This window comes from Bradyrhizobium sp. 1 (assembly GCF_023073315.1).
GTDB lineage: Bacteria > Pseudomonadota > Alphaproteobacteria > Rhizobiales > Xanthobacteraceae > Bradyrhizobium.
The window spans coordinates 232,274-249,493 of record NZ_JADPJH010000002.1 but is presented as its reverse complement, the minus strand read 5'-3'; the positions used below and the strand labels follow the sequence as shown (position 1 = coordinate 249,493).

Below are 17,220 nucleotides of genomic sequence, written 5' to 3'. Positions count from 1 at the left end.
TCGGAGAAGTCGATTCGCAGCTGTTGATTTTTGAAGTGTTGTTTCAGGTTTGTTTCAAAGGTTTTCGATGCGCAAAATCTATCTTGTGCCGGCTCTCGTCGGTCTCCTCACATCCGTTGCAGCCGGGCCGCTTGCGGCACAGCAGGGAGTTGTGCCGAAGCAAAAGGCCGCACCCAGAGCCGCCGCTGCCGGTGCGGCACCTGTTGCCGCCGGTGCTCCGGTCGCTGCTGCGACCGAGGCGCCGACCGCCGGTGCGGACGACAAGACGATCAAGGCGATCGACGGCTTCCGCTCCGCGAGGTTCGGCATGACCGAAGCCGACGCGCGCGCGGCGATGGTCAAGGACTTCAGCGCCAAGCCCGATGCGATCAGGGCCCAGGACAACGCGTCCGAACTGACGCATAGCCTGCTGCTCTCCGTTCCCGAATTGCTGCCGAATGGCGGCACCGCCGAGCTCTCCTACGTGTTCGGCTACAAGTCCAAATCGCTGATCCAGGTCGGTGCGGTCTGGTCGAAGGGGACCGATGCGGCGATCACGCCGGAGAAGCTGTTCTCCAACGCCAACATCCTGCGCGCCCATTTCATGGGCGAGGGCTTCAAGCCCGACTCCATCGCGGTCAACATGCCCGTCGCCGGCGGCATCGTGATGTTCCGCGGCAGCGATGCCAAGGATCGCTCGGTGATCCTGCTGCTCCAGGGCACGTTCGAGAACAAGGAGAACAATCAGCGTGTGCTGACGCCGACCAGCCTGCTGCTGTTCTACGTGGCCGACGCCAAGAGCCCCGACATCTTCAAGCTGCCGCCCGGCCAGTTCTGATGCCGGACGCTTCGCTCGACATTCTCCCACCCGGTTGTGGATCGGCGCCAATGCCGATGACGAGGATCTGAAATGCGCGGACCGTCTGCGACGCGAGACAATAGCGAGCTGACGCTGCGGGGGCTTGCGCGCTTCCGCTCGATGTCACTGCTCTGTGCGATGCAGATGGTCTTCCTGCCGGTATACAGCGTCCGCGTTCAGGCGCAGACGGCGAACGTGATCACGCCGGACGGCCGTACCGGGACCAGCCTGCAGACCTCCGGCGGCGTCACCAACGTCACGACGTCGACGGTCTCGGGCAACAACGCCTTCAACTCGTTCTCGCAGTTCAGTGTCGGCCAGGGCAATACCGTTAATCTGCAACTGCCGACGGGGGCGCAAAACCTCGTCAATATCGTTCGCGACGCGCCGGTCTACGTCAACGGCACGCTCAATTCGTACATGAACGGTGCGATCGGCGGTAACGTCTATTTCGCCGATCCCAAGGGCTTTGTCGTCGGCCGTTCCGGTACGGTGAACGTCGGCAGCCTCAATGTCTCGACGCCGACGCGCGAGTTCACCGACAGCCTGATCGGCCCGGGAGGGGCAATCAACGGCACGGCGGTCGGCAATTTGATGGCGGGTTCGTTTCCGGTCTCGCCGGACGGTAACATCCGCATCTACGGCCGGGTCAACGCGATCGATGGCGTGCGCCTGACCGGGCAGAACGTGTTTGTCGGCGGCGCCACCCAGCGCGACATCGCCAATCTCGATCACGCCGCGAAGTTCGCCGCCTCGGTCAATTCCAAGGGCCTGCGCAGCGCCAGTTCGATCAGCGTCAGCAACGGCTCGATCCATATCGGCGCCGTCAACAATGCCAGGGTCAACGGGCGCCTGACCGCGCAGAGCAAGACCACGACACCGAGCAACATCACGGTCCAGGCCGGCAACAACATCGATATCGGCAAGAAGGCGAAGCTCGATATCGCCAGCACGACCGGCGGTGCCGGCGAGATCCGGCTCAAGGCGGCGCAGAACCTGACGGTGGCGGGCGGTGCGGTTTTCAATGCGAGTGCGAAGACCGGCAACGCCGGTCTGGTCGACTTCAGCGCCAATGGCGTCATCGACGTCGGCAGCGGAGCTTCCATCAACCTGGCGGCGGAGAACGGCAAGGCCGGAACGCTGCTGTTCGACCCGACCGACGTGGTCATCGGAGACGCCAGCCAGGGCGACACCGGGGTGACCCTGTCGAACGCCTCGATCGCCAACGCGCTTGCCGGGCTGAGCGCCGGCGCCACCTATCTCGTCCAGGCCGACAATTCGATCACGATGCTGGCACATGCGCTGATCGATGCCCGGCGGCTCGATGCCAATGGTCATTCGACCGGCAATGCCAACAACGTCACCATCGACGCGCCGAATATCACCATTTCGAACGGCGCCAGGATTCTAGCCAAGGTGGTCGATTTCGGTGGCTCCAACTACGCCAACGGTAGCGTGACGCTGACGGCGACGGCGAGCGACACCAAGCTGTCGGGCCAGGCGACCGCGACCACAGGGATCATGGTCGACGGGCAGATCACGGGCGGCGACATCACGATCGGCGCGACGTCGACCGCGACGTCCAGCTTCACGAGCTCGGTCCCCGGCCTCTTCACGCTGGTGGGCACCACGCTTGCGGCCTCGCTGCTCGGCATCAACGGCGGCTATGTGGCCGCGAGCGCCACGGCGACGGTCAACATCAACGGCAACGCCAACATCAACGGCGCCGGCAACATCCTGATCGCCTCTCATGGCTCGGAAACGGCGCAGGATCCGGCACTGGCGAGCACATTGCTCGGCGGCTCGCCGATCGGCGCCGCCGCTGTCGTCGGCAAGCTCGACGCCAACGTCACGACCAACGTGGCCTCGGGCGCCACGATCAGCGCGGGCGGCGACCTCGCCATCCACGCCACCAACGACGCCACGCTGAACGTGACCGCGGTCGCGGCGACCTCCAGCGCACAATTCGTCGAGACCGTTGCCTATTCTACCGGCTCGGTCTCGACCACGGCTAATGTCGCGACTGGTGCCAACCTTTCCGTCGGCACCGTGATTGCATCCGGCAATTCACTGACGCTGCGTGCGATCAACAACAACTCGTTCTCGACCGGTGCCACATCGGTTGCGCTGAGCACGCCGAACGCGAGCGGGGGCATCGGCGGAGCGCTCGCCATCAGCGACGTCACCACGTCGGCGACCGCAAAGCTCGGCTCGTCACTGGGCACCAGCGCGTCGTCCCGGATGAACGGCTCCGTGACGGTCGAGGCGACGTCGAACACCACGAGCAACTCGACCATGGCCTCGACCATCGTCGGAACACCGGCCCTGATCGGCGCGATCCAGGAGTTCATGGTTTCCTCGCCGACCCTTAGTCCGTTGATCGCCCAGCAGATGGTCCCGCTGTTTCCGGTGAACTTCGATTTGAAGGCGGCTGCCGCGCTGTCGCTGGCCAACAGCACCGAAAACGCGACGGCATCGATCGGACAAAATCCAAGCGGTGGCGCACCCAGCCTCTATGTCAGCGGCAACGTCGCCGTCGTCAGCAATCTCGTCGACCGGGGCGTGCGGAGCAACGCGACGGCTGCTGCGATCACGTCGAACGCATCAACCGGCGAGGGCGTCGCGATCAGCGCCGCGGTTGCCTGGGGCAATTTCAACCACAATTCGAACGCCTATGTCGGCGGCGGCACCCTGATCAATGCGGCCAACGTCGCCGTCGATGCCAGCACCTGGATGCCGATTACCAATACCTGGCTGAAGTGGGACGGATTGACCGAGGTTATCAGTCACCTCAATGGCAATCTCGGCGTCGGCGGCAACATCCTGACAAGTTATGCCAACGCCACGGCCGACGCCGGCGATACCGCCGCCGTCGCCGGATCGATCAACCATTTCGTCGTGAACAACAACACCACGGCGTGGGTGGCCGGCAGCGCCCGCCTGACCGCAACATGCACGACAGCGGCTTGCGGCAGCAGTTGGTCCGCGACGGTGAACAACGGCGACGTCCACACCTACGACGCCAGCATCCAGATCGCGGCGACGACGACGACGGCGTCGATCGACGCCGCCGGCAACGTCGGCACACTCGGCTTCCTGCCCGGCAACACGTCGGGCGGTTCCTCGGTGGGCGGCTCGCTCAATTTCGTCCAGTTCAACACCAGCACGATCGCCGGCGTTTCTGACCAGGCGACGCTGCGGGCGGCGGATGACATCGCCGTCAACGCGATCACCTCGGACCAGTTCGTCGCGGTGGCGCCGTCGTCCGGAAAAGCCGGCGGCGCGCTGGCGCTGAACGGCATCACCTCGCTCGGCTTCCTCAACAACACGACGCACGCGTCCATCTCCAGTCAGGCCAGTGTGTTTTCTCCGACTCTCAACATCCTGGCACAGCAGGATCTGTCGGTGGTGACGATCGCCGGTGCGGTGAATGTCGGCGGTGGTTCGGCAGTCGGATTGTCCGTTGCCTATATGGGCGCGAATGCCGACACGGCCGCCTATATCGGCGACAACCATTCCGACATCCGGCCCGGGCCGTTCAGCACCAACGATCCGTTTGCCGGCAGCAGCGGCGGAAGCGGCTTGGTAAACGTCGATAACCTCGCGATCAGCGCCACCACCACAGGCCGGATTACCGCAGCTGCCGTCGCGGCTTCGATCTCCGAGCCGTCATTGTCCAGCTTCGCCGACAAGGCGGGTGCCGCCGGTGCCGTCGCGACGGGCGGGCCGGCTGGGATTGCGTTGGCGGCGAGCAAGATCAGCTCGAGCTCGGGGGCGAGCACGAGCGGCTTCACACTCGATCTTGCAGGCAGCTCGTCCGTGAGCGATGTCTCGCTCGGGACCAGCGCCTATATCAGGAACAGCTCGATCAACAAGTTCACCACGGCCAGTGCGGTGACGACGAATACGGTCGTGCAGGCGCTCAATGACACGATCCTCAGCAACGGCTCCGGCTCCGCCGCAGCCAACATGTCCGGGTCTGACTCCCAGGGAGCCGCCATCGGCGGCGCCATCGCGGCGGCGATGTCGAAGAACGCAACGCTCGCCTATATCTACGGCACCACGATGCAGAACCAGAGTTCGGTGACGGTGCAGGCGCTCAATGGCGGGTCCGAGACCGTCGTGGCCCTAGGCGTTGCCGGCGGAACGTCAGCCAATGCGGTCGCGCTGTCCGCATCCGTCGGCATCATGACGGACAGCGCCAATGCCTACATCGAGAGCTCGACCGTCACGGGCCAGTCGACAGGGGTAAACCGCGCGATCGAGGTCGATGCCTATCAGACCACGAACATCGCCATCGGCGGCGGATCGCTCTACATGTCCGGCGGCAAGGTCGGTATCGGCCTCGCGCTGACCTATGCGTCGATTGCCGATCCAGCGGGCGGCAATGCCACCGAGGCGCATATCCGCAGCACGTCGATCTCGAACTATGACAGCCTGCTGGTGCTCGCCGACAGCGCCAGCGTGATTGCGGCCGGAGCGGCCTCGGGCGGGGCAGGGGCCAATGCCAACGGGCTTGCCGGCGCGATCGTCGTCGACGAGATTACGCCCACGACGACGGCCTATATCAACGGTGCTGCGATGGTGATCAACGTCGGACGCGTCACCGTGCTGGCCGACAGCGGCGCGGTGTCGGCGCTCGATACCGCGCTCGGTAACCTCGTCAAGAAGTCAAACAACAATCATCTCGCCTCGGACACCTGCACAGCGGCCAACGGCTCGGGCGGGCAGAACTGCGTCGATTTCAGCGCGGCGGCGCTCAACGACGGCACGGCTAACGGTCCGGGCGCCAGCATCGTCTCCGTTGCCGGCACCATACAGGCCGGCAAGAACAATGTCGGCGCTTCGATAGTCTACAATACTATCGCGACGACGCATTCGGCCTATATCGCCAACGTGCTGCTGACGGCGGGTGTCAACGGCAATGTCAACGTGAGTGCGCTCGACACCACGAAGATCCAGTCGGTCACGATCGGATTCGGCCTGGCGACCGGTCAGTTTGCCGGCGTCGGCGGCACGACGATCAGCTCGATCGCCAATACCGTTTCTGCATCCATCGGCAACAATCTGTCCAGCGCATCGCAATCAGCCATCACCGCCAAAAGTATCTCCGTCAGCGCGAGCGACAATTCCAGCATCACCGGAACCGCCGCCGTCGCGGGCGCGTCGACGCAAGGCAGCGCCGCCGGCCTGGCGCTCGTCTACAGCAGCATCGCCAACAATGTCAGCGCCGGCGTCACCGGCTCCAAGCTGACCGCCTCGGGCAACGTCGCCGTCAGCGCGAACTCGAACGCCAGTATCTCGACCGTCGCCGTCGGTATCGCGATGTCCTCGCAGGTCGGGCTGGCGGGCTCGGTCGCTACCAATCTGCTGGGGACCAATGTTACCGCCAGCATTTCCGCTGCCGGCGCCAACGGTATCAACGGCGCCGACGTCACCGCCACCAACAACGTCGGCGTGGTCGCCGGCAACAACGACAAGGCCGCAGTGTTCGCCGGCGCCGTGTCGATCAGCAAGGGCGCGGGCGGCGGGGCGGGCTCGCTGGTGACCAACCGGATCACCGGGGCCACCGCGGCCTATATCAGCGGCGCGAACACCCAGGTCGATGCGCTCGGAACCAGCTCGACCGATACGCTGTCGGTCAACAACGGCACGCTCGTCCATGCGTTCGATCTCGGCACCGCCCACGCGCCGAGCGACAGCACCCCCGACCTCTCCGAGAACCAGGATACCGTCCGCGGCCTCGCCGTGGTCGCGAGCTCGCACCAGGCGGTCGTGGCCAACGTCGCTTCGCTTGCCGCCAGCAGCGGCATTGCCATCATGATCAACCCGATCACCAATGTGATGAGCGGAGCGACCCGGGCCTATATCGACAGCGCAGCCATCGACACGCGCCTGACCTCGTCGACGCTGGCGCCGCAGATCGAGGTCGCCGCATCGAGCTTCTCCTATTCCGGTACGCTCGGCGCCGGCATCATCCCACCCACCGGCAACGGCGGCGGCGGCGCCACCATCATCAGCACCACAATGTCGCGCGACACCCGCGCCTACATCACCAATGCCACCGTCGGCGGCGTCCAGTCGACGAGCCCGACGGTCGGCGCCGTCACCGTGAAGGCCAATGCCGAGCAGGATGCCTCCTCGATCGCGATCGGGTTCAACACCGGCTCGGTCGGGCTGAACGTGTTCCAGGCGACCACGGAGGCCTATTTCGACGGCGGCGCGCTGACGGCTGCGTCACTGACGGTGAATGCCAACAACAACACCGGCATCTTCTCCGCGAACGGCTCCGGCGCCTATGGCAGCCAGGCCGCGATCGGCGCGGCGTTCCTGGTCCAGGTCTCCGCGAACCGGACCGAGGCCTATGTCGGCGACGAGTTCCACTATCAGGGCAATGGCGCCGCGCACACGACCGCGCTCAATCTGAGCGGCGCGCTCGACGTCGAGGCCAACACCAAGAACCGCTTCGAGGCCTATGCGGTCGGCGGCGCGCTCTCGACCGGGACGGCCGCCATCGCCGGCATGGCGAACATCGAGATCGCCAACAACACCACCATTGCCGGCGTCTACGACACCACGCTGCAATCGGCCACGGGCGGTGCGGCCGGCGCGGTCACCATCAATGCCAACGAGGACGTCGCGATCAAGGAGATCGCGGGCGCGCTCGCGATCGGTGCCAGCGGAGGAGGCGTCGGTGTCGGCGCCGCCGCGAACGTCATCGTCTTCAAGAGCCAGACCGTCGCGGAAAGCCGCAACAGCAATCTCAACTCGTCCGGCGCGATCAACGTCAATGCATTGAGCACGAAGGAAGTGCTGTCCTACGCGGTGACAGCAGGTATCGGCGGCAGTGTCGGCATTGGTGCGACCGTCGGCGTGATCATCATCGGCACCAACACCGCCGATCCGGATACGCAGGGCGAGCAGACCGGGCAGCTCAATCAGGGCGGCAACGGCACCATCGCGTCGGTGAACGCCGGCACCAACAGCTCGCATGGCAGCAACGCGGTCGCCAGCGGCACCGCCGGCAATCCGAACAATGCCAATGTGACCTCGACCTACAATGTCAGCAGCGTGCTGACCGGCGGCAATGACGGCGTCACCGCGCAGATCGCGGGCGGCAACGTCACGGGTACGCAGGTCAATGTCACTGCCACCAGCGCCAACGCGGCCAAGATGTATCTGCTCGGCGCCGGCTTCGCCAAGAACGTCGGCATCGGTGCCGGCATCGGCTACACCAGCGTCAGCAGCAGCGTGTTCGCCAATCTGAGCGCGATCGTCGCCGCGCCGTCCGTCAACGTTGCGGCGGTCGTCAAGGATGCAACCACCGGACCTTATGCCGGCAAGACCATCGACACCGAGGCGATCGCTGGCGGTGCGGCGCTCTACTTCGGCGCCGATGCGGCCGTGGCGGTTGGCAATGTGGCCAACACCGTGACGGCCCAGCTCGGCGGCGAGGTCACCGGCACCGGCGGCACCGGCGTCGCCGTCATGGCGCTGGACTCCTCGACCCAGGTCGTCTTCACGGGCGGCGTCACCGGTGGCGCCGTCGCCGTCGGCGCTTCGATCGCCACCGCGGGACGGTCGAGCTCGGTCGCAGCGAAGGTTCTGGACGACGCCACGGTCGATACCTCGACGCTGGCGGTCGGTGCATCCGGCGCCGGCACCTTGACCACGACTTCAACGGCGCTCGGCGGCGGTATTGTCGCCGGCGTTGGTGCGGACGCGGAGGCTCACGAGAACTCGACCGTGCTGGCCGAGATCGGCTCGGGCGCCTCGATCACCACGTCAGCGGCCGGTGTCGGCACCCTGGTGACCGCGTCGATCATGCCCAATCTTTCCAGCAGTGCGATCGGCGTCTCGGTCGGCGGCGGTGCAGTCGGCGTAGCGGTCGCCAAGTCCACGGTTGGAGCCACGGTCACCGCCGATGTCGGCGACAACGTCACCTTCTCGGGCGGTGCTCTGGCCGTGACCGCCATGGCGCTGGTTCCGACCGGCGGCACGACGACCTACGCCTGGGCACTCGCGGGCGGCGGCGGCTCGTTGATCGGCGCGCAGGGCAGCTTGGCCCAGGCTTCCGAGAACGCAACGGTCAGCGCGTACGGCGGCACCGGGATTACGCTTCCCAATGGCGACGTGGTCATTGCGGCCCAGAACGACAGCGCTCAGTACGCCCAGGCGACCGGCCTTTCGACCGGCTTCCTGGCACTGGGTGCAACCGTCGCGCAGACGTCGTCCAGCGCGCACACCTACGCCTATCTGGGCGCGCCCGCGAATATGGACGCGACGCATCTGAATCACACCGACTACACCGGCATTCTCCAGATCACGGCTACCGGCACGGACACCAATGTCTCCAACGCCACGGTCGGCGCGGGCGGCACTTACGCCGGTGCCGCGGCGGTCGCGACGACCAGCTCGACGGCCGTGACCGATGCGCGGTTCGACGGTGGCACGACGGATGATACGCTCTATTTCGGCGGCCTCAGCGTCAAGGCCAAGCACACCACGAATTATGCCGCCAGCGGCGACGCCTATCAGGCGTCCACGGCCGGCGTCTCCGCCGGCCAGGCGCAGAACGACGTCGACTCGACTACCACTGCCGAGATCGGAACGCATCTGATCATCAACTCGGCCGGCGGCAACATCGTCGTCATCTCCAACGACATCGTCAACCAGGCCGGCGGCGGCGCGCGGTCGGGCTCCGGCGGCTCGTTCTCGGGCGCTGCCGCGCTCAGCGATTCCCATGTCACCCAGACGGTCACCACCAATATCGGCGCCGGCACCGTGCTGAGCCTCAACGGCGATCCGCGGACCGCGACGGGGGTGATCGACATCGAGGCCTACAACACGCTAAACACCCAGGACACGGCGAGCCTGGCCACGGCCAGCTTCTTCGCCGGCGGCGGCGCCGAATCCAACATGACGGCGAACGCCACGCTCGCGGTCAACATCCATGCCCGGGAGTTGTTCAGCGTCGGCAAGATCTATGTCGGTACGGCTGCGAAGATGGCGGCGTCCAATAACGCCAATGCCAGTCTCTATGGCGCGATCGCGGGCGTCGGCGCCAGCACCAACACGTGGGTCCACGCCGACCAGGACGTCACCGTCGACAGCGGCACGACAATCCAGGCCTGGCGCGACATCAATATTTTCGCCGGCATGTCGGGCGACACCATCACCTTCAGCAGCATACAGGCGACTGCGACCACGGTCGTTTACAACAACACTGCCATTCCGATCTCTGCTCTCTATCGCGGCACGGCGAATGCCAGCGGCGACAGCAGGCTGACGCTGGCCGACGGCTCGCGGGTGCTCGGCGTACGCGACATCTATCTCGGCGCAACGCAGGGGCAAGTCACGGCGTCCGGCAACGGCAGCAACTACAATCCGTATCTGGACATCTTCAGCGCCAAGAACAGCGACAATCACAGCCACACCAGTGGGACCGGCGATGTCGCGCTCAATGGCATGGTGGTCGCGGGCATCAACGACGACGTGACGATCACGATCGATCTTGGTGCAAGCGCGCCGACATTGAGCACGACGAGTCCGTACTCCTCACTGTCGACCACCCTCGAATACGTCGCCGACGTCGATCATTTCAGCCCGGTGATGACCTGGAACCACCAGGCGCTCCAGTACACCATCGTCGGCAGCTTCAATCCCTACCAGAACATCGTCAACCAGCTCGCTACGCTGACCGGCTTGACTGCTGCGCAGATCCGAACCCAGCTCGCGGCGTCGACGTCCGCACATCCCGCCACGATGTCGCCCTCCGGCGCCGATTCGACCGGCGACTTCCAGCGCCAGATCAACGCCCTAATCCAGCAGGCGCCGTATACCTCGGACGCCGCCGGCAACGCCTTCGCGTTCGGCGACATCCTGGTGTCCGCCGGCAATGTCTCGATCCTGGCGCAGAAGCTGACCGGAAACAGCGTCTCCGGTCACACGGCGCCATCGGTCACTGCGCTGAGTTCGCCGAAGATCAAGGTCGAGAACCGCGGTCTCGACTTCATGGACTTCGCGAACCTCACCGTCACCAATGTGACCGGCGGAAACATCACCTACCGGCAGATCGACCATGTCGACCCGGATTCGCATTCCAACGTGACCTTCACCGCTACGCCGAGCGCGACGCCGATCATCGACATCTCGGCGACCTACAATCGCATCGATCCCAGCACCGGACTCGGCGTCGACGACAACGGTAACCAGCTGACCCGGAAGCCCGACATTTATTTCGACGGCATCGTCACCAATGAGGGGGGGCTGCTCAAGATCACCAGCCAGCTTGGCAGCGTCGTCGCGTCGCAGTCGCTCAATGCCGCGACCATCCAGATGGTAGCGCCCAACGGCTCGTTCATCTTCCTCGGCGGCCTCGGCAGCTTCTACAACTCCAACCACGATGTCACCTCGCAGTGGGCCGGGGTCGAGTACAAGCCGGCCGACAACGACACCCTGACGGCGGTGATGGCCGCGGCGACCTATCTCGGCGCCTATGGCGCCTACGCGTACAGCCCGCATATCGGCGACGGCGGCAATCACCCGTATTTCTATTATTGCTGCGTCGACGGCCATAGCGGCGTCCAGCAGACGGCCGCCAACAGCACGGTCTTCACTGCCCGCATGCTGATGACCTATTACGACGGCCTGTCGCTCTATTCGGCGATATTCCTGCCGATGGGCAACGGCTCGCCCAACGGAGGCGGCGGCAGCGTGGGCAGCACCGCCACGCTTGCGGCGATGGAAGGCCCGACGGTCCAGACCATCTCGACCGCGCCGTGGGAGCAGAATACCTATACCGGCCAAGGCGTCTACAGCAACACGACCTACGACTATACGACGACCTCGACAGACGCCCAGGGTCACACCACCACCACCAACCACACGTCCACGTTCTACTCGCCGTTCAATTGCTCGGGGTGCTCGGCCTATTTCCAGGTCGTCAATATCCAGAACGACGTGATCACGCCGAGGACCGCGAACACGAACGCGAGCTCGAACTGGAGTTCGACCACACCCTCGGGGTACCAGAACCCCGCCAACGCGCCCTTCATTCTCGGCCAGGCGATCATCATCTCGGCGGGGGTCATCAACGTCAACGGCCTCATCCAGAGTGGCACGAGCAGCAATTACTCGGTCGACATCGGCGGCGGGGTGCTGTCCGCCATCAACAGCCTCAAGACCAGTAATAATGGCGCGGACTTCGCCCAGGCCCAAGCCAATGCGCGGAACGGCAGCTATTACGACATCACGGCGGCTGCGACGACGCAGGTCTCCAGCGATATCAAGATCGGGGTGAAGTACAACGCGCTCACCGACCAGATCATGGTGAACGGCGTGGTGCAGGGCTCGGGCGGCTATGTCTATCTGAACGGCAAGATCATCTCGACCTCGACCGACGGCACTGCCCAGGGCACGATCGCGGTCAAGGGTGGTGCCGGCACGATCAATGTCAACAACTCGACCGGACTCCAGCTCGTCACCAACACGATCAATACGGGCGTCAGCGCGCCCAGCGTGATCCAGATCGTCGATCAGCTCCAGCAGCAGACGACGTGGTACGTCTACAATCCCTCCGCGTCGGGCGGCCAGCAGGTGTCGACGTATCGGACCAATAGCGTCAATGCGAGCCAGTACACAGGCTCGATGCTGACCGGCCTCAGCGGCACGGCAGGCATCCAGTACGCCGTGAAGCCGAACATGTACTACCAGTGGGTCGATACGGCGACGCTGGATCGTCCGACCACCAGCACGCAGTTCGATTATGGCTGGCACTACACGCCGAACGCGTCCGGAGACAACTGGACTCGCACCGTCAGCCTGGTCGAGAACGTGATGCAGGCCACGGGCGGTGGCGGCAACACCGGCCAATTACAGACCGCGAACTTCCAGGAAGTCGTCACGGCGACCGGCAGCTATCACGGGGGTGGCTACAACACGTCGGCTGGCTTGTGCTGCGGTGCGGACGGTCATTACGACTGGTTCCAGCAGATCTACGATCACCTGACCCTGACGCTCACCAACACGGTGAAGGCGTCGAACCCGATCAACATCCAGTTCAGCGGCGGCGGTGCCAGCACTGTCAATGTCAGTTCGAATTCCGGCATTGTCATCAACGGGCCAATCAACAACCTCTCGGGTGACACGACGGTCATTGCCACCGGCGCCAATTCGGCCATTACATCCGGCGCGAACGCCAACAACCCGATGATCTCGGGCAATAACGTGACGCTGTCGGCGGATGGTGGCATCGGTACGCGCGGCACGAACGGTGTTCCCGTCCAGGTGCAGGTCTATGGCGGCAGCCTGAAGGCCGATACGATCGACCGTGACATCGCGATCGCGGCCATCGGCTCGCTTTCGATCAATCAGGTGAAGGTGAATTCGGCAGGCAGCACGCCGCAGGGCAGCGTGTTTATCTCGGCGACCGGCGACATCAACTCGGCGTCCCCCTACAACGTCGCCAACCCCGTCGTGATCGGCAAGAACGTCGAGATCAACTCCACTGCCGGCGCGATCGGCGCGACGAGCGCCGTCGTCAACGGCGCGTCCACCCTGACCAACATCAATCCGCTGGTGATCCAGGCGACGGGGACGGTTCAGGCGAGCGGCGCCGTCGATGGCGGCGTTCTCGACAGCGCCTCGGCCACCGGCGCCTACATTGTCCAGTCCAAGGGTGATCTGCGCCTCGGCACGATCCAGTCGACCGGCGGGCCGGTCTTCCTGGAGGCGGCAGGCTCCGACGGCAACCCGGCCAGCATCCTGAACGGCCGGGCGGCGGTCGGCCTGACCCAGGCACAGAGCCAGCATCTTCAGGACGTCTGGACCAGCCTCGACCTGCTCAGCGGCAGCGCCGCGACCAACGCCGTCAACAGCTACCAGTCCATGGTGACGTCGGCCTACAACGACTACTTCCAGCTCAAGAACATCGCGTTCCAGAACGGTACCTACAACCTGACGTCGGTTGGGGAGACCGTGCTGCGGGCTCAGGTGGCCGCCAAGCTCGGCATCGCTCCCGCAAGCGTCTCGACGACGGACATCAAGGTCGAGGCCACGACGCGGTTCCTGAGGGACCAGTTCCTGCTCGGCAAGCTCACCACCGACGAGCTCAAGAGCTCGTTGACGACATTGCTCGGCACCGCCCAGACGGATCCGCTGGGGACAGTGTTCGGCAGCTCGTTGTCCACGACCCTGTTCACGAAGCTGTTCGACGGCGTTTCAACCGCCAACCAGCGCATGCCGAGCAATACGGCGCTGCAAACGGCGCTGAACACCTACAATGCTAACTACACTTTCACGCTTGCATCGACCGAGCGGGTCTACGGCATCATCACCGCGGGCGCGCAGTGGACGCAGAGCCAGCTCGCCTACACCGTGTCGTCGTCGGCCCTCGGCGCGGCCCCGCCGCCGATCGACGAGAACGTCGTGGCCAATGTCAGCGCGAACCAGATCATGCTCTATGCGCCGCACGGCTCGGTCGGCAATTCGGCGGCGCCCCAGACGTTCACCTTCACCAGCGTCGATTCCTCGTCGTTGACACCGGAGCAGAGGGGATTGCTGGCGACGGCCGGTCCGGGTCAGCTCACCGTCGGCGCGATTACCGACCCGACGACCCATGTCACGACCTATACGGTCAGCCTGTCGCAGCAGAACCTCGTCGTCGTCGACAATCCGATCGCGATCTCGGCCAAGGCGCTGACGAACGTCTATCTCGGCAGCAAGAACAGCCTCACGCTCGGCGGCATCACCGCGAACTATGGCCCGATCGCGGCCGCGCAGGCCAACGGCATCGAGGTCATCGGCCGCGGCGACGTCAAGCTCGACGCCGTCAACAGCATCACCGCCGCCGCCGGCGTGACCGGTACCCCCGTGATCTCCGGCGATATCGGCAACCTGACCCTGATCGCCGAGCATGGCAATGTCGGTGCCCCCGGGACCGCAGGAAGCAATCCCGCGACCAACGCGAACGCGATCCAGATCGCCTTCGCCGATCCGAGCAACGACCAGCTCGACCAGGTCTCGTCGGCGCAGGGCATCTATCTGAAGCAGACCACCGGCGATCTCATCCTCGGCAACATCTCCGCCGGCAATGCGATCCAGCTCGCCGCGAGCGGCAGCATCTACGCCGAAGCCGGCTTCACGGACCGTTCGGCGATCCACATCCTGGGCACCGACCTCGACTTGCGCGCCGGCGGCAGCATCGGCTTCAACGGCTCGACCTTCCAGCCGCTGCAGGTGAACATCTCCGGCGCGGTCACCGGTTCTGCGGTCGGCGACCTCAGCATCCTCGCCGTCACCGGCGACCTCATGGTCGGCACGAGCGGCGCTTTCGGGACGCTGACGGCCGGCGGCGCATTGACGCTGAACGTGCCGCGCGGCGCGCTCACCATCAATGCCGACATCACCAGCGACGGCCTGATGCAGTTGCTCGCCAACCGCGGCATGACCTTCGCAGCCGGCACCAGCGCCGCGCCGGTGGTTGCGACCAGCAATTCCAATGGCGTGACACTGGTGGCCGCGACGCTGTCGATGGACGCCTATTCGGCCATCAACGCGGCCGGCCTGATCTCGGTGACCACCACCGGCGATGCGACGATCGGCCAGCTGAATTCCTCGCTGTCCTATGCGGCAGCCTCGAACGCGCCCTCGATCATCGTCACCGCCGGCGGCGTCGCCTCGCTGGGTGCGATCATCGACAATGGCGATGGCCAGATCAAGTTCGTCGCGTCCGGTTCAGGCGCCGGGCTGTCGCTGAGTGCATCGAACGGCATCGGCAGTGCTACGAGCCGGTTCGGCTTCAACGCCGCGCGGCTGTCGGCAAGTGCCAGCGCCGGCGGGCTCTACCTGAAGGCTCTCACCGACACCGAGGCGAGCCTGCTGTCTGCCGTGAAAGGCAACGTGGACATCCTCGGCACCGGCGGCCTGACGCTCGACCAGGTGCTGGCGGGCACGGCGACCGGCGCGAGCGGCAGCTTCAAGGCTGTCGCGAACAATGGCAGCATCGTCATCGGCACCGCCGAGAGCAGCGGCTCGCAGACGATCCGCGCGACGCAGAACGTGACGTTCAAGGCGCTGACGACGACCGGCAATAGCGGCGACGTCGGCAACATCAACGTCAACGCCGACAACGGTTACATCCGGGCGCAGATGGCGCTGGCCGGCGGCGTCGTGACCCAGGGCTCGGTCTTGGCCAACGGCTCGGCGAGACTGATTGCGGCGGGCACCAACACCGGTCATAACCTCACGGCCACGACCGGCAACGCGGTCCTGAGTGGCACGGTCGTTCATTGGGATAATCTTACCGCCGGCGGCACGCTCGACGTCACCGCGACGGCCGGAGGAATCACCGTTGGCACCGCCATCAGCGGCGGCACGCAGACTCTCCATGCCGTCAACGACATCGTCTTCAGCCAGCTCACCACGACGGGCATCCCGGGCGATGCCGGCGACCTCATCGTCAAATCCGACACGGGCTCGCTCCGCGGCGGATCGATCTCCGCCCACGGCGATACGCATTTCGAGGTGGCTGGATCGGTCTCGCTCGACCGGATCAGCGGCGACATCGTCAAGATGACCTCATCGGGCGACCTGACGATCGGCTGGATCAGCGTCGTGAGGGAGCTCGACCTCGCGGCTGATACGATCAACGTCAAGGGCGAGCAGATCCGCTCGAACCCGGCGATCCCGCTGATCATGAATGTCACGGGCTATAACGGCGGTGTCGCGAAGTCTGCCAACATCTCGATCGATCCGGACAGCATCATCATCAACCAGTTCAGGGTGGTGGATGCGAACTTCTGGACCGACGCGCACGCGGTCGCGATCCTGAACGGCTATGTGCCGGGCCAGCTCATGCTCACCACGGCGACCCAGCAGGTGCTGCTCAACAACCGCACACCGGCGCCGTCCAACTGGCCGACGCTGCAGCTGTACCAGCCGGGCGGTGTGTTCACGATGGCTCAGATCGGCAACGCTAACGTCACCAACGCCTATGTTGTGCTCTACACCGGCGACGTTTCGGCGAGCGTCACCAATTACGGTCCGGGCCACACCTGCTGCTACGGCTTCACCGGCGCCAGCATGGTGCGCAATATCCCGGTCGACGGCGAAGGCAGGGAGAGCATCGAGACCTGGCTCGCGAAGAGGGACGGGGGGACGTTCTACCTGCTCGGTCTGTCCGGTCAGGCACGGCTCGATGCGCTGCTGATGCCGCGGCCGGTCGAGACCATCGGCTCCGGTCCCGCCGTCAACATCGAGGGACTGAATGATCTGCGCAAGCTGCGCCGTCAAGGACAGCGCGTGGGACGCCCGGGCTGGAAGGATGCGGCGGTTGAGACGGCGAAGCCGGCCGTCGGCCGTCTGGCCCAGGCATGGTAACG

General features: G+C 65.1%; 2 protein-coding genes. Both read left to right on the top strand.

Features of this window, described 5'->3' with window-relative positions:
* The first annotated feature begins 151 nt into the window (after window positions 1-151).
* The gene (locus IVB29_RS01075) at window positions 152-817 is read left to right on the top strand and encodes a hypothetical protein (protein ID WP_247501535.1); all 666 of its coding nucleotides are present in this window, start codon (window positions 152-154) and stop codon (window positions 815-817) included.
* A gap of 72 nt (window positions 818-889) precedes the next feature.
* Window positions 890-17,218, top strand: a complete 16,329-nt coding sequence (locus tag IVB29_RS01070) for a leukotoxin LktA family filamentous adhesin (RefSeq protein WP_247501534.1) — start codon at window positions 890-892, stop codon at window positions 17,216-17,218.
* Window positions 17,219-17,220 lie beyond the last annotated feature (2 nt).